Below are 18,759 nucleotides of genomic sequence, written 5' to 3'. Positions count from 1 at the left end.
GCCTCGGCCGGTCAGCGGTTGCCGCGCCGCGCGGCCCGTCGCTGCTGCTTGATGGTGTCGCGGACCTCACGCTCGGTCTCGGCGTGCCGCCGGCCGGCGGCGGCCTTGCGCATGCCGTAGCCGAAGGCGGCCACCTTGACCAGCGGGTTCGCGGCCGCGGCGGAGACGACGGTGGCCAGGTTGGCGATGTTGGCGGTGACGTTCTGCGCGTGGCTGGTCATCGTGTCGACCTTCGCCAACTGGAGGTTCACGCCGTCGAGCGAGGTCTGCACCTGCTCCAGCGCCGTGTTGACGTTCTTCACCGTCGTGTTCACGTCGCCGAGCAGCGGCGCGGTCCGATCGTTGAGGTCGTTGATCATCCGGGTGGTGGCGTCAACCGTGTGCCGCAGCCGCAGGATGGGCAGCGTCAGGATGAGCACCAGCACCGCGAACGCGGATGCCGCGATCAGCGCCGCGATCGCTCCAAAGTCGCCCACGCCTGTCCTCCTCAAGCAAAGTTCCGCAGGACCCGACGTCCCCGGAACGCACAACCATCGCACCCGTACCGGCCGCCACGCCGTCGGCGGTCATCGGTAGCGGGCGTGCCCGCCAGCCCCAGACCCTACCGTCCGTGATGGAGCCCGGCTCACGACGGTGAGGGTGTCAGCTCACCCAGCGGATCGCCGCTGACCGTCGGGAACGGATCCTCTCCGGTCAGTGACGGGTCGGTGGTCGGCTGTGGCCTGGTCCGCTCGTCGTCGATCGCGTTACGCACCTTCACCGACACCAACGAGCCGGTGCACTCGGTCGCAGCGGCCGACGGATCGGCCGACGGATCGACAGACGGCACGACGGCCGGCTCGCCGTCGACCGGCGGCGGCACGCAGGTCGGCTCGCGGACCCACAGGTCGAGCGTCAACTCGTCGCGCCGCCAACAGGTGTAGCTGCCCTTCGTCTCCTGCTCCGGGCAACGGCTCACCTTCCACGGCTGCCAGCCGTCCTGCCGCAACGCGTTCTCGTAGGCCTGTGCCGTCTCCGCCGGTGCCTTATCCGAGGTGACGGTGCGTTCCCGCAGCCGGCAGTCGAGCAGACACCACCGGCTGCCGCTGACGTCGTCGACCGTCTTCGCGGCCGCCCAACCCGGCACGTCGAGCTTGTCCAGGTTGTCGAAGACCGGATCACGGCTCAACGTGCGGATGCCGAAGAAGAGCGGCACCGCACCGAGCAGCACGACGCTGACCAGCGCCAGCACCGCCGCCCGCAGGCGCCGCCGTTCCCGCGACTCCCGGCGTGCCTCGGACCGGGCGCCCGCCGCGTCGGCGTCACCGGGCGAGCCCTGGTCGCCAGGACGCAGCGCGGGGCCGCCGACCGGCTCCGATGCGGGCCGTTCCGCCGGCCCGGACGGGGACGGCACCACGGCGGCGGCACGGGCTACCCCGACGGGATCGCCCGGGCGGCCCGGTGGCGGCACCGGGGCGACGCCGCTCGGCTCGGCGCGGCCGGGCTCCCGATTCGGTGGCAGGGCGCGCCCGGCGGCCCGGTCGGAGGGGGCGGGTCGGCCGATCGGCGCACCACTGCCCCGGTCGTCGGCGAGGGGCGGCTGAGCGGCGCCCGGCGGGCGGACGGCGGCACGCGCCGGACCCTCCGGACGCGGACGCGGTGAGCGGTCCACACCGGGCGGCACCGCGCCACGAGCAGAGCCCTCGGGACGCGGACCCGGCGGGCCGTCCACACCCGGAGGCACCGCGGCACGAGCCGGACCCTCCGGACGGGCCGCGCCGCGAGCCTCCGCGCCGGGGCGGGGTGGGCCATCGGTGCCGCCACGCCCGGCACCCGGGGCCGGCGCCTCCCCCGGGCCGGGCCGGACCCGTCCGGGTGGGGTGGAGCGGGCAGCGCCCCGACCCGGTGCGGCGGGACCGCCGCCGGGTGTGGGTCGTCCAGCGGCGTACGGTTCGTCGCCGCGAGGTCCGGGTCGACCCGGACCAGCCGGGCCGTCGGGGCCGGACTCGGCCGACGGACGACGACGCCGGGCGATCGGATCCGGCGCGGGCGCCCCGTCCGGACCGGGCCCGGCGGCCGCACGACCACGCCGGCCGGTCAGATCCGGTGGGGACGCCGCGGCACCTCGACCCCGGCCGGGTCGGTCGCCGGGCGACGGCGGATAGGGCAGCGCCTGTTCGCCGGTGGAACCTGACGATTCCGGGCGAACGGCACGACGGCCGGTCGTCGCCTCCGCCCCCGGGTCGGCCGGCGGGCCGGCGGACCGGCGGCCGGCGGGTCGCTCCGCGGCCGGGTCCGGTACGCCGAGCCGACCGGACGACTGGTCGACGATGTCCCCGGTGCCGGTCGGCGCCTCGGGTCGCCGACCCGAGGGCGGCGAGGTGGCCGCTCGGCGGTTGACGACCGGCAGACCCGGGTCGGTGTGCGGTAGGCGGCCGGCCTGGCGCAGCCAGTCGGCGGGCCGCTCCGGGCGGTCCGCCCGAGATTCGCCGCCGGCCGGCGTACGCCGCTCCGGCTCGTCGGAGGCGGCCCGGCGGCGGCGACCGGTGCCGTCGGCCGGGACGACCGTGGGCGTCGCGCCACTGTGGCCCCCGGAGGCCGCGGGCACCGACGGCGCGTTGCCCGAGCGGGGCACCACCGGCTCGTCGGGCTCGGCGGCACGGCGCCGGCCGCCGCCCGCCGGGCGGGCGGGCTCGGCGGCACGGCGGCCGGTCGGCTCGGGCGCCCCGGGGTCGACCGGGCCTGGCCGACGCCGCGCGGTACGGGCGTCATGCTCGACGGCGGGGTCGGGCCGCAGGCCGTCCGCGGCCGGTGGGACGACGCCGGCCGGCGCGCCGTCGAACCGCGCCACGCCGGCGGCGGGCGGACCAGCCGGACGCGCCGGATCGGGTGCCGGGCCGGGACGGCGACCGGTGGGGGTGCCGTCGGTCGGCGGGCGTACACGGCCGGGCTCGACGGACTCGGGGCCCGGCCGGCGGCCCGGTGGGACGGCGTCCGGACGGCGCAGCGGGGGCACGGCGTCCGGACGGCCCCCTGGCGCGGCGGGGTCTGGACGACGACCACCCGGCGCGGCGGCTTCGGCGCGGCGGCCGGTCGGGGCGCCGGAGGTCGGATGGCCCACGGGGGGGCCAGGCGGAGTCGCTGCGGGGCGAGCACGGCCGCCGGGCCCGTCGGGAGTCGGGTGCACGCCCGGGTCACCGCCGGCCGGTCGGGCGGTGGGTGGTGACGGGGGTACGGCGGCGCGCGCACCGGTAGCCGGCTGCACACCGCGACGTGTCGGTTGGCCCGAGGCGGGAGCGCCGGGGCTGGGCCGGTCGTCCGGGCGGCGGCCGGTCGGCGGCGTCTCCCCCGGCCAGGGGCCGTCGACGGGTCGACGCGGGCCGGCACCGCCCGTGTCGCTCTGCCGGGGCGCGGGCGGTGCCGGAACCTCCGGCAGCGCCGGCACGCCGGCGCGCGCACCCCCGGTGGGGCGGTTCGGCTCTGCCGGGGCACCGTCCGGGCCCAGCTCGGTGCGTTGCTGCTTGGCCGAGCGCAGGTCGTCGATCCAGCCGAACTCCTCGCCGGCGACCGGCTCCTCCGGCTCGGTCTCCGCCGCCCGACCCCGACCCCAGCGACGAGCCTTGGCGCGGGGTTCGCGCCGCTCGTCCGGGCCCTCGTCCGGGCGGTCCCCACCACGCGATTTCACTGTTGACCCTCTCCTGCGGCGTCGGTGCCGCTGTCCTGCGTCGTGCCGGGGGTGCCCGTGTCGGTCGCCGGGCGACCGGTCTCGGCGGGAAGCGCCGACGCGGTCTGTGCCGTTACAGGCGGCTCGGCTGTCGGAGTGTCCGCACGGGTGGCCGGGGCCGGCAGACCACGCACGATCCGGCGCAGCAGGGGCAGCCGGCCGGCCACCGCCCGCTCCGCGCCGTGTGGGCTGGGCTGGTAGTAGTCGGTGCCCACCAGGTCGTCCGGGACGTACTGCTGGGTGACCACGCCGCGCTGGTCGTCGTGCGGGTAGCGGTAGCCGGTCCCGTGACCCAACCCCCGGGCTCCGGCGTAGTGCGCGTCGCGCAGCCCTCGTGGCACTGAGCCACCACGACCGGCCCGGACGTCGGCGATCGCGGCCCCGATGGCGGTGGTGGCCGAGTTCGACTTGGGGGCGGTGGCCAGGTGGATCACCGCCTGAGCCAGGTTGAGCTGCGCTTCGGGCAGCCCGACGTACTCGACCGCGTGCGCGGCGGCGGTGGCGACGCTCAACGCCCCGGGGTCGGCCATGCCCACGTCCTCGCTGGCGAAGATGACCAGGCGGCGGGCGATGAACCGGGCGTCCTCGCCGGCGACCAGCATGCGCGCCAACCAGTGCACGGCGGCGTCGACGTCCGAGCCACGCATGCTCTTGATGAAGGCACTGACGACGTCGTAGTGGGCGTCGCCGTCGCGGTCGTAGCGCACCGCGGCCACGTCGACCGCCTGCTCGGCCGTGGCCAGGTCGATCCGGCCGGTGCCGAGGGCCGTGGCGGAGGCCGCCGCGGCCTCCAGCGCGGTGAGCGCCTTGCGGACGTCACCGGCGGCGAGCCGGACGAGGTGGTCCTCGGCCTCGATGGTCAGGGTGAGCGCGGCGTCGAGGCCGCGCTTGTCGGCGACCGCGCGACGCAGCAGGCCGCGCACCGCCTCGTCGTCCAACGGTTGCAGGGTGAGCAGCACGCACCGCGACAGCAGCGGAGAGATGACCGAGAAGTACGGGTTCTCGGTGGTGGCCGCCAGCAACGTGACCGTACGGTCCTCGACGGCGGCGAGCAGCGAATCCTGTTGGGTCTTGCTGAACCGGTGCGCCTCGTCGATGAAGAGCACGGTCTGCGGGCCGCCCGAGCGACGCTGGCGGCGGGCCGTCTCGATCACCGCCCGCACGTCCTTCACGCCGGCGGAGAGCGCCGACATGGCGACGAAGCGACGGTCGGTGGCCCCGGCCACCAGATGCGCGATGGTGGTCTTGCCGCTGCCCGGCGGGCCCCAGAGGATCACCGACATCGGAGCTCCGCCGGAGACGAGTTGCCGCAGGGGTGCGCCGGGGGCGAGCAGGTGCTCCTGCCCGACCAGCTCGTCGAGGCTCGCCGGGCGCATCCGGACGGGCAGGGGGGAGTCGTCGGCCACCGCGGTGAAGCCGTCGACACCGGCGGGACCGTCGGGCGCGCTGCGCGACCCGGCGGGTTCACCGAGGGAGAAGAGGGCGTCGGACTCCATCACGAAGACAGTACCGGGCCGGGCCCACGACGCCGGAATCGCGCCGGGGGCCCGCCATCGGTGATCGGTTCCGGTCAGCCACGACCGGGGCGCCGGCCCCGGTACCAGCGGCCGCCGCCACCGCCGCGCGGGCCGCTGCCCACGCCGCCCAGGTAGAGCGAGAGCAGGAGGAGCCCGATGAGCACGAGAGTGTTCCAGTTGAACAGGTCCGGTGCTCCGAAGTCTGTGTTGAGCAGGTCGAGCAGCAGGGCGAAGCCAAAGACGATGGCCGCAAGAATGGCGAGCATGTGGTCCTCCGGTGGGGGTTCCCAGTAGGTCGGCGCGTGATGTACCCAATCGGTCGGCTCGCCAATCTCCACGATGGATATGGCCCGCTTCGCCCCAGGCCGGCGTGGGCGTTCCGCCACCGGCTCCTAGGCTGACCCGATGATCATCGACGACCAGGTGCTCCTGGGACGAGGCGCCATCCTGGCCGCTGTCGGCCACCACCCGTTCGCCCGGCACGCGCTCGGCCGGGCCGCGCCGGCGCGCGGATACCAGCGCGGTGGTGCCGTGCTGTGGCTGGTGCCGCCCGAGCACGGACCGGCCGGCTGCGCGATCGGCCCGGCCGAACCGGCGCTGGAGATCTGCGCGGCTCTCCTCGCCGACGGCACGCTGCGCCCGGGGCACCGGCTGCACCTGCCCCGGCACGGTCGCGGTCTGCTGGTCGACCGGCTGGTGGTGGCCGAGCAGAGCGACTGGGACTTCCACTGGACCGACGAGCCGCCGCCGGTCCAGCCGGACGAGCAGCCGGTGGAGCGCCTCACCGACGCCGACCAGCCGGCGCTGGCGGCGCTGGTGCGGGAGTCGTTCCCCAGCAGCACCTCCCGCCCCGGCGACCCCCGGGTGGTCGACTGGTACGGCATCCGGGCCGGCGACCGGTTGGTGGCCTGCGGCGCGGACCGCAGCCAGGGCGACATCGGTTTCCTCGCCGGGCTGACCGTCGCCCCCGACCAGCGGGGGCGGGGGCTGGGCGCGTCCCTGACCGCCGGAATGACCCGGGCGCTGCTGGCGCGCCACGACACAGTGGGCCTCGGTGTCTACACGCACAACGTCGGTGCGGCGCGGCTCTATCGTCGGCTCGGCTTCACCAGCACCCTCCCACTCAGCTCGATCCGCCTCGCCTGACCGGCGGTCCGGCCGGTCAGGCGAGGGGTCTTCGCTAACGGTCGGCGGCCGGAACCGGAACCGCTGTCGGCTCGACGGCCGGGGCGGCCCGACGGCCAGCTAGCCAGGCGGGTAGGTAGAGCGGCGCGGCGACGGCCAGCACCACCGCGCCGACCACCATCGCGGCACTGACGCTGATGGCGGCGGCCAGCGCGGTCAGCACCACCCCGCCGAGCGCGGCGGCCGGCTGCGCCATCATCGAGTTCAGCGAGAGCACACTGGTCCGGTACGGGCCGTCGACCTGCCGGTGCAGCAGGCCAGTGTGCAGCGGGTTGGACGCGCCGTGCACGGCGTAGCAGGCCAGGTACGCCACCAGCACGCCGACCGGCCCGGCGAACAGTCCCATCCCGACCACCGTCACGCCCTGGAGAATGCGCAGCAGGGCCGCACTGGGTGCCGCGCCGAACCAGCGCAGCAGCAGCGGGGTCAGCGCCGCGCCGGCGGCCGAGGCGAGCCAGGCGGCCGAGTTCGCCGGTCCGAGCAGCGCGGCGGCACGTTCCGGGTCGCCGATCACCTCGGCGAGTCGTACCGGCAGCAGCGACTCGAAGGTGACCATGCCGAAGCCCCAGAACAGCTCGACGGCCACCAGCGCCAGCAGCACCCGGGAACGACGCAGCAGCCCGACGGCCTGGCCGATCATCCGGGGCGCCTGCACCACCGAGGCCCGTACGGCCGCGAACCCGGTGGCCGGCCGCTGCTCGACAAGCAGGGCGAGCAACGTGAGCAGCGCGGCCGCCTGCGCGACGATCGCGGCCAGCACGGGCACGGTGAGCGCGCTGATCGGCCCCATCGGGCCCAGTGCGACCAGGCCACCGCTGAGCAGCGCGCCGCCACCGATCGCCGCGCCGGAGACGGCGCCCGCGTGCCCGAGGCCCCGCTCGTACTCGGCGGTCGGGTCGGCGGCCAGCGTGGCATCGACGTACCAGGACTCCAGCGGGCCGCTGTCCAGCGCCCGGTAGACGCCCTGCACGGCGTAGACCAGGAAGAACATCCAGAACGAGTCGGCCACCGCGAACAACGACAACGAGACCAGGCTGAGCGCCCCGGCGACGATCAGCACCGGACGGCGACCGAGGGCGTCGGCGAAACCGCCGGTGGGCAGTTCCAGCGCCAGGACCAGCAGGCCCTGTGCGGTGAAGACCAAGCCGATCTGCGGCAGCGACAGGCCGCGCTCCTGCATCAGCAGGATCATGACCGGGATCATCAGACCCGTGGGCAACCAGCGCAGGCCGTAGAGGGTGAGGTAGCGATGCCGCACCTGGCGTACGGTCAGCGCGCTCATCGGGGGCCGTCCAGCAGCGGGTAGGCCGCCAGGAACACCTGCACCGGGCGGGCCTGCGGGTCGGCGGGCTCGGCTGTGTCGACCGGCTCGGCCTCCCGGTGGTACCGCTCCAGCACCTGCCACACCTCGGCCTTGAGGGCTTCCAGCCGGGCCGGCGGGATGGTCATGAAGATGTCGCCCATACCGAAGGCGTCCCGCCACGCGGGGGACCACTCGTGCTGGGTGGCGAACCAGCGGTCGGCGTGTTCGACCAGAAGGCGGACCTGGGCGCCCTGGATCCACTCGATCGCGGCCCGGGCATCGGGGTCGTCGTCGAAGTCGCTCGGCTCCCAGCTGGTGACGTCGTGTGCGGCCCGCCACCAGCGCTGCCGGCCGCTGCCCCGGTCCGGATCCTCGACGACCAGCCCGACCTCGGCGAGTTGGCGCAGGTGGTAGCTGGTCGCGCCGGTGTTGGTGCCGAGCAGCTCCGCCAGGGTGGTGGCGGTGGCGGGGCCGTTCACCCGCAGAGCCCCGACCAGCCGCATCCGCAGCGGATGCGCCAGCACCCGAACCTGCCGTTTGTCGATCCGCACCTCACGCGGCGTCGGCCGCAGGGTCGCTTCGTCGTTCGCCATGACTGCACACTATCTCTGCACACTTCTCATGCACAAGAGTTATGCACAGGAAGTGTGCATGCGGTTCACGATGCCAGTAGTTCGCGCACTCCACGCAGACGCGTCCGCAGCAGGCCCGCCGCGCGCGGAGTCCAGGCGTACGTCGAGGGGGCGCGACAGTCCCGTGGAGGCCCCGGTGGTGGTCGTGAGCCCGGCTGCGTCCAGGCCGAACCGCTCAGCGACCAGCAGACCCAGCTCGGCCCGGCTCACCGCGTCGGGACCGGCCACGTTGAGCAGCCCGGCGTACGAGGAGACGACCAACTCCAGTACGGCGTCGGCGAGGTCGATGACGTCGACCGGGCAGCGTAGCTCGTCGGAGAAGAGGACCGCCCGGCCGGCGAGCGCGTCCCGGCAGAGCTGGATCTGTTTGCTGCCCTCGCCCAGGATCAGCGAGGTGCGTACCACTGCCGCGCCGGGGTCGATCGCCCGCACGGCGGTCTCGGCTGCGGCCTTCGCGGCACCGTACGCGTGCACCGGAGTGGGCGGATCGTCGTCGGCGTAGGGCGTGGGCCGGCCGGCGTGCAGCGCGTCACTGGACACGTGCACCAGCCGGGCACCCGTCTCGGCGGCGGCGACCGCCACGTTGGCGGCCCCGTCGGCGGTGACCGCCCAGTCCCCGTACCTGTAGGGGGTCGCGACCACGGCGTCCGGGCGCACCTCGGCGACCAGGGCGCGCACCGCGGCGCGGTCGGTCACGTCCAGCCGGCGCGCGTCGACGCCCCGCACGGAGAGCTCACCGGAGTGAAACGTCCCGACCATGGAGAACCCAGCGCGAACGCCCCGCCGACACGCCGCCCGCCCCAGAAACCCACTACCCCCGACAACAAGCACCCGCATCCCGGCCCACTCCCCCGCCTAGGTCGATCATGAGGTTAACGAGCGACACGCGAACGCGTGGGCCCGCCAACCCCATGATCAACAAGGCGAGAGGGGAGAGCTGCGGGTCAGACCGGGTCGGCTACCGGGGCGGCCGGGCCCGCGGTGCCGGTGTGGGCCGCCGCCGCCGGCTTGGGCTTGGCGTCGATGCCGGCCTCGGCCCGCTGCTGGGCGGTGATCGGGGTCGGGGCGCTGGTCAGCGGGTCGAAGCCACCACGGGTCTTCGGGAACGCGATGACCTCGCGGATCGAGTCCGCACCGGCGAGCAGCATGCAGACCCGGTCCCAGCCGAAGGCGATGCCGCCGTGCGGCGGGGCGCCGTACTTGAACGCCTCCAGCAGGAAGCCGAACTTGTCCTGCGCCTCCTCGGGCGTGATGCCGAGCAGGTCGAAGACCCGCTTCTGCACGTCGCCCCGGTGGATACGGATCGACCCGCCGCCGATCTCGTTGCCGTTGCAAACGATGTCGTACGCGTACGCCAGGGCCCGGTCCGGAGCCTCCTCGAACCGGTCCACCCACTCCGCGTTCGGCGAGGTGAACGGGTGGTGCACGGCCGTCCAGCCGCCCTCGTCGGTGCGCTCGAACATCGGCGCGTCGACCACCCAGCAGAACGCCCAGGCGCTCTCGTCGACAAGCCCGGCCCGCTTGGCGATCTCGACGCGGGCCGCCCCGAGCAGCTCCTGCGCCTCGCGGGTGGTGGCGCTCGCGGCGAAGAAGACCGCGTCGCCCGGCTTGGCGCCGACCGCGTCGGCGAGCCCGCCCAGGTGCTCGGCGGACAGGTTCTTCGCCACCGGGCCGCGCGCCTCGCCGGTCTCGGCGTCCAGCACCACGTACGCCAGGCCCCGGGCGCCCCGCGCCTTGGCCCAGTCCTGCCAGCCGTCCAGCTCCTTGCGGCTCTGCGCCGCGCCGCCCGGCATCACCACCGCGCCGACGTAGCCGCCCGCGTCGATCGCCCCGGCGAAGACCCGGAACTCGGTGCCCCGCAGGTAGTCGGTCAGCTCGGTCAGCTCGACGCCGTAGCGCAGGTCCGGCTTGTCCGAGCCGTACCGGGCCATCGCGTCGTGCCAGGTGATCCGTGGGATCGGCTGGCTGATCTCGTGACCGGCCAGGTCCTTCCAGAGCGCCGAGACGATCGCCTCACCGAGGTCGATCACGTCGTCCTCGGTGACGAACGACATCTCGATGTCGAGCTGGGTGAACTCGGGCTGCCGGTCGGCGCGGAAGTCCTCGTCGCGGTAGCAGCGGGCGATCTGGTAGTACCGCTCCATGCCGCCGACCATCAGGAGCTGCTTGAACAGCTGCGGCGACTGCGGCAGCGCGTACCAGCTGCCTGGCTGGAGTCGCACCGGGACCAGGAAGTCGCGGGCACCCTCGGGCGTCGAGCGGGTCAGCGTCGGCGTCTCGATCTCCAGGAAGTCCCGCTCGTGCAGCACGCCCCGGGCGAGCTGGCTGGCCCGCGAGCGCAGTCGCAGCGCGTTCGCCGGGCCGCTGCGGCGCAGGTCCAGGTAGCGGTACCGGAGCCGGATGTCGTCGCCGGCCTCGATCTGGTCGTCCACCGGCAGCGGCAGCGGAGCCGCCTCGGAGAGCACCTCCAACTCGGCGGCGGTCACCTCGACCTCACCGGTGGGCAGCTCCGGGTTCTCGTTGCCGTCCGGCCGGCGGGTCACCTCGCCGACGACCTTCACGCAGAACTCGTTGCGCAGCGCGTGCGCATCCTCCTCGCGGAACACCACCTGGACAACACCGGAACCGTCGCGCAGGTCGACGAAGATGACCCCGCCGTGGTCGCGCCGGCGGGCCACCCAGCCGGCGAGCGTCACCGTCGAGCCGGCGTCCGCGGCGCGCAGGCTTCCGGCATTGTGGGTACGGATCACGGCTGGCAACTCCTCATCGTGGAACAGTCCTCACCGGCATTCTGTCAGGGGTGGCCGCCCCACCTCCGGGCACCCGGCAGGCCGGCACGATTCGCTGGTGGGGTGGACCGGCGAACCGGACCCCTCCGGCAGCCGCGCCGGTTAACGTGGCGAAATGCGGCCCGTACCGAACTGGGCCGTCGCCACGGCGGCGGCGGCACCCGTGCTGCTGGTGGCCGGTTGGACGGTGGCGGAGGCCCGGCAGCCCGTCGGGTACGACCCGGTCCGGGACACCATCAGCGAGCTGGCCGGGCAGGACGCCACCGACGCCTGGATCATGGTGGTGGCCCTGGTGCTGCTCGGCTGTTGTTACCTGTCGGTCGCCGTCGTCCTGCACGCCGCCGGGCTGCCCAGCCGCTTCCTGCTCGCGATCGGTGGGGTGGCCACCATCGCGCTGGTCGCCTTTCCCCGGCCACCGGTCGGCGGCTCGCTCAGCCACGGCATCGCGGCGACGGTGGCCGTCCTCGCCCTGGTGCTCTGGCCGGCCGGCTCGGCACTGCGACTGCCGCGCGGCCACCACGCCGGGCACCCCACCCGACCGGAGCCGCCCTGGGCGTTCCGCCGGGGGGTGGGGCTGAGCGCCACGCTCGTGCTGCTCGCGCTCTTCGGCTGGTGCGCGTTCGAGGTGACCAGCGGATCCCGCACCGGGCTGGCCGAGCGGGTCACGGCGGTCGCGGTCTCCCTCTGGCCGCTGCTGGCGGTCCTCTCCGCCCGGCGGGCGCACCTCGCCTGGTCGACCGGCGGCGCCGTCCGCGTCGGCCCGGACCTGCCGACGATCGGCGTCGTACCCCCGGATCCGCTCGGGCCACCCGACGGGCCGGCTCCCGGGCGGCCCGACCGGCTGCCGTGAGTCGTCGCCCCGCCTGATCTCCTCGTCGCCGCCGCCTTCCGCTGGGCGGCCCCGCACACGGCCGGTCGGCCCGAGCGCGGGTCCCGGGGACCGCGCCGGTCGCATCGCTACGATCGCCCGATGCCCGCCGTTCCCCGTTGGACCCTGCTGTCGGCCGGTGGCGCGCCGCTGTTCCTCGTCGGCGGCTGGACAGTGGCGCAGGCCGCCCGGTCCGACGGGTTCGATCCGGTGCGGCAGACCATCAGCGCGCTGGCCGCCACGGGTGCGGACCATCGCTGGATCATGACGCTCGGGCTGGCCGGCCTGGGTCTCTGTCACCTCACGACCGCTCTCGGCCTGGTCAGCGCCGCGCCGGCGGGCCGAGCGCTGCTCGCGCTGGGTGGGCTGGCGACACTGGTCCTGGTCGCGTTCCCGCAGAACCCGGACGGTGACTCGACGACGCACGCCGTGGCCGCCGGTGTGGCGTTCGGGGCGTTGGCCGTCTGGCCGGCCCTGGCGGTTCCCCGTCGCGCGAGGCCGTCCCTCGACCGGGAGCGCCGCCACCCGCCGGCACTCGTACGCGGGCTGGCGCTCGCGGTGGCGGTGGTCCTCCTCGGGCTGGTCGGCTGGTTCGCCGTCGAGTTCTTCACCGACGGTCCATGGATCGGGCTGACCGAGCGGCTGGCGGCGGCCGCCGAGGCGGGCGTACCGCTGGCCGCCGTGCTGGTGTCCCGGCGACGACCGGGGCCGTCCGGGCCCGGCTGACCGTCGTCCGGTGTCGGCGGGGTTCGGTGGCCGTCAACGCGACGCGGGCCGCCGGAGTGTTCCGGCGGCCCGCGAGCGGTGCGTGGATCAGAAGACGCTGACGCCGTAGCGGCTGAGCGCCTCGGTGACCGGCTGGAAGTAGGTAGTGCCACCGGTGCGGCAGTTGCCACTACCACCGGAGGTCAGGCCCAGCGCGGTGCTGCCGGCGAAGAGCGAGCCGCCGCTGTCGCCCGGTTCGGCGCAGACGTTGGTGCGGATCAGACCGGAGACCGAGCCCTCGGCGTAGTTCACCGTGGCGTTGGTCGCGTTCACCGAGCCGCTGCGCAGGCCGGTGGTGCTGCCGGAGCGCTGCACCGACTGGCCGACGGAGGCGTTGCCGGCGCCGGTGATGTCCCGGTAGCTGCCGTTGTAGAGGTAGACGTTGCCGGCGGCGTTGGCCGAGTTGTTGTGCCGCACGATGCCGTAGTCGTTGCCCGGGAAGCTGGTGCCGGCACGGGTGCCGAGCAGCGCGGTCTGGGCGGAGTTCGAGTACCAGCTGGCCGAGATGTTGGTGCAGTGCCCGGCCGTCAGGAAGTAGTAGGTGCTGCCACTGCGCACGTTGAAGCCGAGCGAGCAGCGCCCGCCCCCGCCGGCGTAGATGGCCTGGCCGCCGGAGATCCGGGTGCTCAGCACGCCGGCCTCGGCCTCGACCCGGACCGCGCCGTTGGCCCGCGCGGCGGCGGCCTTGACCCGCTCCAGCTTGGCACCGGTGACGGTGCTGTCGACGGAGACGACGACCTGGTTGGTGACCGGGTCGCTCCACCAGGCGGTGCCCGGGATCTTGGCGGAGCGCTCCAGGTCGGCGGTGGCCCGGTTGAGCTCGGCGGCGCCGCGGGTGACGTAACGGACGACGGCGCCGGCCTTGCTCGCCTTGCTGGCGGCGGCGGCGTCGGTCACCGTGACGACGGACTTGCCGCTGGCATCGATGTACGAGCCGGCGGAGCGGTCGCCGAGTTCCGCGGAGATCGCGGCGGCGGTGTCGGGCGACGCGGCGGGAGCGGCTTGAGCCGGCGCGCCGATGAGCGTGCCGACGACCAGCGTTCCGGAAACGGCGACTGTAGCCGCAACACGGAATGAGGACCTCGTGGGTCGCATGTAACAACCTCCTGGGCGGGGGAGCGGGTCTGGCCGGGGGCGGCTGACCCGAGGGCAACCCGGCCGATCTGGGGAAACCGGCCGACTGAGACTGAAGTATTCACATACTTAAGATCATTAACAAGGCTTGAATTCGCCTGGATTCACCGACCTTGATCGGCCACCTGGCCGCAACACCCCCGACATGCTGGCGAACAGGCACCGTCACACCCAACCGACATCCGGTCTGCTTTGGCGCGCACGGTCATCGATGCGAAACCGCGCCGGGGGTCGCGCGCGCCGCGCGCCCGACGATGAGCGCCGCCGACGGACGGCCTACCTAGGCCAGGGGTGCGGGGCGCGGCGTCAGGGGACGCGGCGACGGGCGCCGGGACCCGGGCTGGGCATCACGTCGCGTGGCCGGGCGACATCGTGCCCGTCGGCGCAGCGCAGCTCGGCGCGGACCTCGGCCCCGCAGTCGCGGTGGGTGACGCTGAGCGGCGGGCCCTCCGCGTCGGCGAGGTACCGGTCACCCCATCCCAGGACGGCGACCAGCACGGGCCACAGATCCAGCCCCTTCTCCGTCAGCCGGTACTCGTGACGCAGCCGACTGCCGGGCTCCCGGTACGGCTCGCGACTCAGCACGCCCTGCTCCACCAGGCTGGCGAGCCGGTTGGTCAGCACCTGGCGCGGAATGCCGGTGCGTACCCGCATGTCGTCGAAGCGGCGTACGCCGGTGAACACCTCGCGGAGGACCACGAGCGTCCACCGCTCACCGAGGACCTCCATCGCGCGGGCGATGGTGCAGTTCTCCACTGACCAGTCCAGAGCCGGAGGTCGCATCGGACCAGGCTAGATCTCGTTGACAGACTCAGCAACCGGCTGCCAGTCTGCGTCCATGACGCAGACGCAGGAACCAGCGCGCAGCCGTACCTTCACCTGGGCGGACCCGTCGGTCAACGCGGCCCAGGTCGGCCGACGCGGCGGCCTCGACATGCTCCGGGCGATGATCGCCGGCGAACTGGCCGCGCCGCCGGTGATGCACCTTCTGGACATGACCCGGATGGAGGCCGACGAGGGTCGGGTAGTCGTCGAGCTGACCCCGCAGGAGTTCCACTACAACCCACTCGGCACCGTCCACGGCGGCGTGCTCTCGACCCTGCTGGACACCGCCGCCGGGTGCGCCGTGCACACCACCCTGCCCGCCGGCGTCGGCTACACCTCGCTGGATCTCAACGTGAAGTTCCTGCGCCCGGTCACCGTCGAGAGCGGCACGCTGCGCTGCGAGGGAACGGTGTTGCAACGCGGCCGGCGCACGGCTCTGGCCGAGGCCCGCATCACCGACGCGAACGCCCGCCTGATAGCCCACGCCACCAGCACCTGCCTCCTCCTCCCCCAAACCTGACCCACCCCACCCCACCCCACCCCGGAAACGCGTTGATCATGAAGTTATCGCCATGACACGCCGACGCGAGTGGCAATAACTTCATGATCAACGGGGCGGGACCGGGGGTGGGGGTGGGGGCGGGGTTGGGGTTAGCGGAGGGCTAGGCGGGAGGCTCGGGCGTCGCGCTTCTCCTCGAAGCGGCTCGCGGCGCGGTCCAGGTTCGCCAGCTGGGCGGCGAGCTGCTCGCGGGCGGCTTCACCGTCGGCGTCGAGGCCGGTCACGTTGAAGACGTCCCACTGACGCAGCACCGGCTGCAACACCTCGTCGCGGTGCTGGCGCAGGTCGTAGATGCCGGCCAGGGCGATCGCCACGGACTTGCGGGCGAAGCCGTCGATGCCGCTGCCCGGCATCTGGAAGTCGGCCACCACGTCGGCGACGGCGCGCATGGCCTGACTCGGAGCCAGCTCGAACGCGGCGGCGAGCAGGTTGCGGTAGAAGACCATGTGCAGGTTCTCGTCGGCGGCCACCCGGGCCAACAACGCCTCGCAGGCGGGATCGCCGGTGGCCTTGCCGGTGTTGCGGTGCGAGATCCGGGTGGCCAACTCCTGGAACGAGACGTACGCCAGCGAGTGCAGCACCTCGTCGCCGTGGGCGTTGGTGTAGCCCTCCGACATGTGCGTCATCCGGGCCCGCTCCAACGCCACCGGGTCGACGGCGCGGGTGACGGTCAGGTAGTCGCGGATCGCGACCCCGTGCCGGCCCTCCTCCGCGGTCCACCGGTGCACCCAGGTGCCCCACGCGCCGTCACGGCCGAACAGGGTGGCGATCTCGTGGTGGTACGAGGGCAGGTTGTCCTCGGTCAGCAGGTTCACGATCAGCGCGGTGCGGGCCACGTCCGGGATCGTCGAGTCGGTCGGTGACCACGCCTCGCCGCCGAGCGGCCCGTCGAAGGTGCGCCCCTCGCTCCACGGCACGTACTCGTGCGGGAACCACTCCTTGGCCAGCGAGAGGTGCCGGTCCAGGTTGCGGGCAACCACCGGCTCCAACTCGACGAGCAGTGCGGTCTGACTCAGTGTGGTGCTGACGGTCACGAGAAACTCCCTACGGTGGCGTAACTTACGCTACCGTAGGTCCCCGCGGCCGTTAGCGCCAGTGGAGACACTCAGCCGACCGTCGGCTTCAGGTCCTCCAGAGGTGGCATCCACTCCTGCGCACCGGCCGTGACCTGCTCACCCGAGCGGATGTCCTTCACCTCGTCGGGCGCTGAGTCGACACCGGGGAACCAGACGTACGGGATGCCGCGCCGCTCGGCGTAGCGGATCTGCTTACCGAACTTCGCGGCGCTCGGCGACACCTCGGTCGGCACGCCGCGCCGCCGCAACGCCTCGGCGACCCGGTTGCTGGCCGTCCGCTGCTCCTCGTTGGTCACCGCGACGAGCACGGCGGTCGGCACCTCCCGGGAGACCGACAGCTCCCCCGCGCCGAAGAGCAGCCCGAGCAGCCGGGTCACCCCGATCGAGATCCCCACCCCGGGGTACGAGACGGCGCCCGCGCTGGCCAGGTTGTCGTACCGGCCGCCGGAGCAGATCGAGCCGAACCGCTCGTAGCCGCGCAGCTGCGTCTCGTAGACGGTGCCGGTGTAGTAGTCCAGACCACGGGCGATGCGCAGGTCCGCGACGCAGAGGCCGGGCGAGTGCTCGGCGGCGGTCTCCACCACCCGGACCAGCTCGTCGATGCCCTCGTCGAGCAGCGGGTCGCTCACGCCGAGGGCGCGCACGGCGTCCGCGAACGAGGCGTCCGGAGCGGAGATCTCGGCCAGCGCCAGGCACGCCTTGGCCTGCGCCTCGCTCGCCCCGGCTGTCTGCGCCAACAGCTCGGCCACCTTCGCCGGGCCGATCTTGTCGAGCTTGTCGACCGCGCGCAGCGCCGCCTCCGGGTCGGTCAGCCCGATGCCCCGGTAGAAGCCCTCGCAGATCTTGCGGTTGTTCACCTGGATCGTCACCGGCGGGATCGGCAACGACCGCAGCGCGTCCCCGATGACCAGGGGCATCTCCGCCTCGTGGTGCGGGGCCAGGGTGTCCCGGTCGACGATGTCGATGTCGGCCTGGACGAACTCCCGGTAGCGGCCCTCCTGCGGCCGCTCACCCCGCCACACCTTCTGGATCTGGTAGCGACGGAACGGGAAGGCCAGCTTGCCGGCGTTCTCCAGCACGTACCGGGCGAACGGCACGGTCAGGTCGAAGTGCAGGCCGAGCTGGTCGTCGCCGCCCGCGCCCTCCGCGTCGGCGTGCAACCGCCGGATCACGTAGACCTCCTTCGAGGTCTCGCCCTTGCGCAGCAACTGGTCCAGCGGCTCCACCGCGCGGGTCTCCAGCGGCGCGAAGCCGTACAGCTCGAAGGTGGCCCGGATCCGGTCCAGCACGAACTGCTCGATCATCCGCTGGCCGGGGGTCCACTCCGGGAACCCGGAGATGGGCGTGGGCTTGCTCATCGGCGTACTCCTTGCGGTGCCGCGCCCGCGGCGCGGTGGTGTCGTGGGTCCGCGCGCGGCGCGGAGAAGGTCTAGAGGCCCCGGGTGGGCGCCGCCGGTCGGCCGCCGCCGACCTGCGCCACCTCGACGAGGTACGGGTTGCTGACGCGCTCGCGGCCGATGGTGGTGGCGGGCCCGTGGCCGGGCAGCACGACCGTGTCGTCGGCCAGCGGAAGGATCTTGTCGCGCAGGCTGGTGAGCATGGCTGGCATGCTTCCGCCCGGCAGGTCGGTGCGGCCGATCGACCCGGCGAAGAGGACGTCACCGGAGAGGCACAACTCGTCAGCCTCCCAGCCCGACCCGGCGCCCGGTAGCCGGAACAGCACCGACCCGCCGGTATGGCCCGGGGCATGGTCGACGGCGATCTCCAGACCGGCGAGGGTGAGGGTGGCGCCGTCGGTCAGCTCCGCCACGTCCTCCGGGTCGGTGTAGCTCAGCCGGCCACCGAAGAGCGACGTCAGGTCGCTGGAGAGCCCCTTGGCCGGGTCGGCCAGCATCTCCCGGTCACCGGGGTGCACGTAGGCGGTGATGCCCCGCGCGCCGCAGACCGGCGCGACCGAGAAGGTGTGGTCGAGGTGGCCGTGGGTGAGCAGCACGGCGGCCGGGTGCAGGCGGTGCTCGGCGAGCAGCGCGTCGAGCTGGTCGAGCACCCCGATGCCGGGGTCGACCACCACGCACTGCTCCCCCGGCGCGGTGGCGACCACGTAGCAGTTGGTGCCGAAGGCGTCCGCGGGAAAGCCGGCCACGAGCACGGGCGCTGTCCTCTCCGTCGAGCAGTCGTCGTCCTGCCCAGCAGCCTAACGGGCATGGCGATGGACTTTGTCGGCGTCCGCCCCAGGGGCCCCGCCGGGCACAGTGACAACTCCCGGTAAGCGCTGCTCGGGATGGGGTGGAACCTCGTACACCACATTCCCAGTCGCTAGCCGTACACTCTGGCGGGCGTGTGGCGCGACACACGTGACGCCCGGACGGGCCGGGACGCCCGGCCGCCGGCGACGACCAGGTA

Annotated in this window: 16 protein-coding genes and 1 pseudogene; 4 read left to right on the top strand and 13 right to left on the bottom strand. The window is 73.8% G+C overall.

Features of this window, described 5'->3' with window-relative positions; genetic code table 11:
* Window positions 1-11 precede the first annotated feature (11 nt).
* The 4 genes from O7614_RS13115 to O7614_RS13100 form a co-directional block, all read right to left on the bottom strand.
* Window positions 12-476, bottom strand: a complete 465-nt coding sequence (locus O7614_RS13115; RefSeq protein ID WP_278138732.1) for a DUF948 domain-containing protein — start codon at window positions 474-476, stop codon at window positions 12-14.
* A 149-nt stretch (window positions 477-625) separates the two neighbouring features.
* Window positions 626-1,333, bottom strand: coding sequence for a hypothetical protein (locus tag O7614_RS13110; protein WP_278142242.1), 708 nt, complete (start codon window positions 1,331-1,333; stop codon window positions 626-628).
* Window positions 1,334-3,660: 2,327 nt separating this feature from the next.
* Window positions 3,661-5,199, bottom strand: a complete 1,539-nt coding sequence (locus O7614_RS13105; protein ID WP_347404348.1) for a replication-associated recombination protein A — start codon at window positions 5,197-5,199, stop codon at window positions 3,661-3,663.
* A gap of 74 nt (window positions 5,200-5,273) precedes the next feature.
* Window positions 5,274-5,486: a hypothetical protein gene (locus O7614_RS13100; protein ID WP_030488373.1), complete on the bottom strand. Its 213-nt coding sequence runs from the start codon at window positions 5,484-5,486 to the stop codon at window positions 5,274-5,276.
* 139 nt (window positions 5,487-5,625) lie between these two features.
* Between O7614_RS13100 and O7614_RS13095 the strand changes: the two genes are divergently transcribed.
* Entirely contained in the window at window positions 5,626-6,366 is a 741-nt protein-coding gene (locus O7614_RS13095) for a GNAT family N-acetyltransferase (RefSeq protein WP_278138731.1), read from the top strand.
* A gap of 34 nt (window positions 6,367-6,400) precedes the next feature.
* On the opposite strand, the gene O7614_RS13090 is transcribed toward O7614_RS13095, so the two are convergent.
* The 4 genes and pseudogenes from O7614_RS13090 to aspS all read right to left on the bottom strand — a co-directional run bounded on the left by O7614_RS13090 (window position 6,401) and on the right by aspS (window position 11,090).
* Window positions 6,401-7,687 carry an MFS transporter gene (locus tag O7614_RS13090; protein ID WP_278138730.1) on the bottom strand — a complete coding sequence of 429 codons (1,287 nt, stop codon included), beginning with the start codon at window positions 7,685-7,687 and terminating at the stop codon, window positions 6,401-6,403.
* Window positions 7,684-8,301 carry a helix-turn-helix domain-containing protein gene (locus tag O7614_RS13085; RefSeq protein WP_278138729.1) on the bottom strand — a complete coding sequence of 206 codons (618 nt, stop codon included), beginning with the start codon at window positions 8,299-8,301 and terminating at the stop codon, window positions 7,684-7,686. Before O7614_RS13085 ends, O7614_RS13090 begins: the two co-directional genes overlap by 4 nt.
* A gap of 65 nt (window positions 8,302-8,366) precedes the next feature.
* Window positions 8,367-9,177, bottom strand: a pseudogene (locus tag O7614_RS13080) (sugar nucleotide-binding protein).
* Between the two features lie 107 nt (window positions 9,178-9,284).
* The gene (gene aspS, locus O7614_RS13075; RefSeq protein ID WP_278138728.1) at window positions 9,285-11,090 is read right to left on the bottom strand and encodes an aspartate--tRNA ligase; all 1,806 of its coding nucleotides are present in this window, start codon (window positions 11,088-11,090) and stop codon (window positions 9,285-9,287) included.
* A 154-nt stretch (window positions 11,091-11,244) separates the two neighbouring features.
* Between aspS and O7614_RS13070 the strand changes: the two genes are divergently transcribed.
* Window positions 11,245-11,979, top strand: coding sequence for a DUF998 domain-containing protein (locus tag O7614_RS13070; protein WP_278138727.1), 735 nt, complete (start codon window positions 11,245-11,247; stop codon window positions 11,977-11,979).
* 120 nt (window positions 11,980-12,099) lie between these two features.
* Window positions 12,100-12,723 carry a DUF998 domain-containing protein gene (locus O7614_RS13065; protein ID WP_278138726.1) on the top strand — a complete coding sequence of 208 codons (624 nt, stop codon included), beginning with the start codon at window positions 12,100-12,102 and terminating at the stop codon, window positions 12,721-12,723.
* A gap of 87 nt (window positions 12,724-12,810) precedes the next feature.
* Here the strand turns inward: O7614_RS13065 and O7614_RS13060 are convergent, their stop codons facing one another.
* The gene (locus tag O7614_RS13060; protein ID WP_278138725.1) at window positions 12,811-13,857 is read right to left on the bottom strand and encodes a S1 family peptidase; all 1,047 of its coding nucleotides are present in this window, start codon (window positions 13,855-13,857) and stop codon (window positions 12,811-12,813) included.
* Between the two features lie 345 nt (window positions 13,858-14,202).
* Window positions 14,203-14,679 carry a helix-turn-helix domain-containing protein gene (locus O7614_RS13055; RefSeq protein ID WP_278138724.1) on the bottom strand — a complete coding sequence of 159 codons (477 nt, stop codon included), beginning with the start codon at window positions 14,677-14,679 and terminating at the stop codon, window positions 14,203-14,205.
* Window positions 14,680-14,734: 55 nt separating this feature from the next.
* Here O7614_RS13055 and O7614_RS13050 point away from each other — a divergent pair, with 55 nt between their 5' ends.
* The gene (locus O7614_RS13050) at window positions 14,735-15,241 is read left to right on the top strand and encodes a PaaI family thioesterase (RefSeq protein ID WP_278138723.1); all 507 of its coding nucleotides are present in this window, start codon (window positions 14,735-14,737) and stop codon (window positions 15,239-15,241) included.
* A 131-nt stretch (window positions 15,242-15,372) separates the two neighbouring features.
* On the opposite strand, the gene O7614_RS13045 is transcribed toward O7614_RS13050, so the two are convergent.
* From O7614_RS13045 to O7614_RS13035, 3 genes are all read right to left on the bottom strand, one after another.
* Complete coding sequence (locus tag O7614_RS13045) at window positions 15,373-16,314, bottom strand: acyl-ACP desaturase (RefSeq protein WP_278138722.1); 942 nt, start codon at window positions 16,312-16,314, stop codon at window positions 15,373-15,375.
* A gap of 71 nt (window positions 16,315-16,385) precedes the next feature.
* Window positions 16,386-17,714, bottom strand: coding sequence for a histidine--tRNA ligase (gene hisS, locus O7614_RS13040; protein WP_278138721.1), 1,329 nt, complete (start codon window positions 17,712-17,714; stop codon window positions 16,386-16,388).
* A 71-nt stretch (window positions 17,715-17,785) separates the two neighbouring features.
* Entirely contained in the window at window positions 17,786-18,505 is a 720-nt protein-coding gene (locus O7614_RS13035) for an MBL fold metallo-hydrolase (RefSeq protein WP_278138720.1), read from the bottom strand.
* Between the last annotated feature and the right edge of the window lie 254 nt (window positions 18,506-18,759).

The organism is Micromonospora sp. WMMD961, from assembly GCF_029626145.1.
Classification (GTDB): domain Bacteria; phylum Actinomycetota; class Actinomycetes; order Mycobacteriales; family Micromonosporaceae; genus Micromonospora.
Note: the sequence above shows the minus strand (reverse complement) of the source record. Positions and strands in the feature narration are given on the sequence as shown.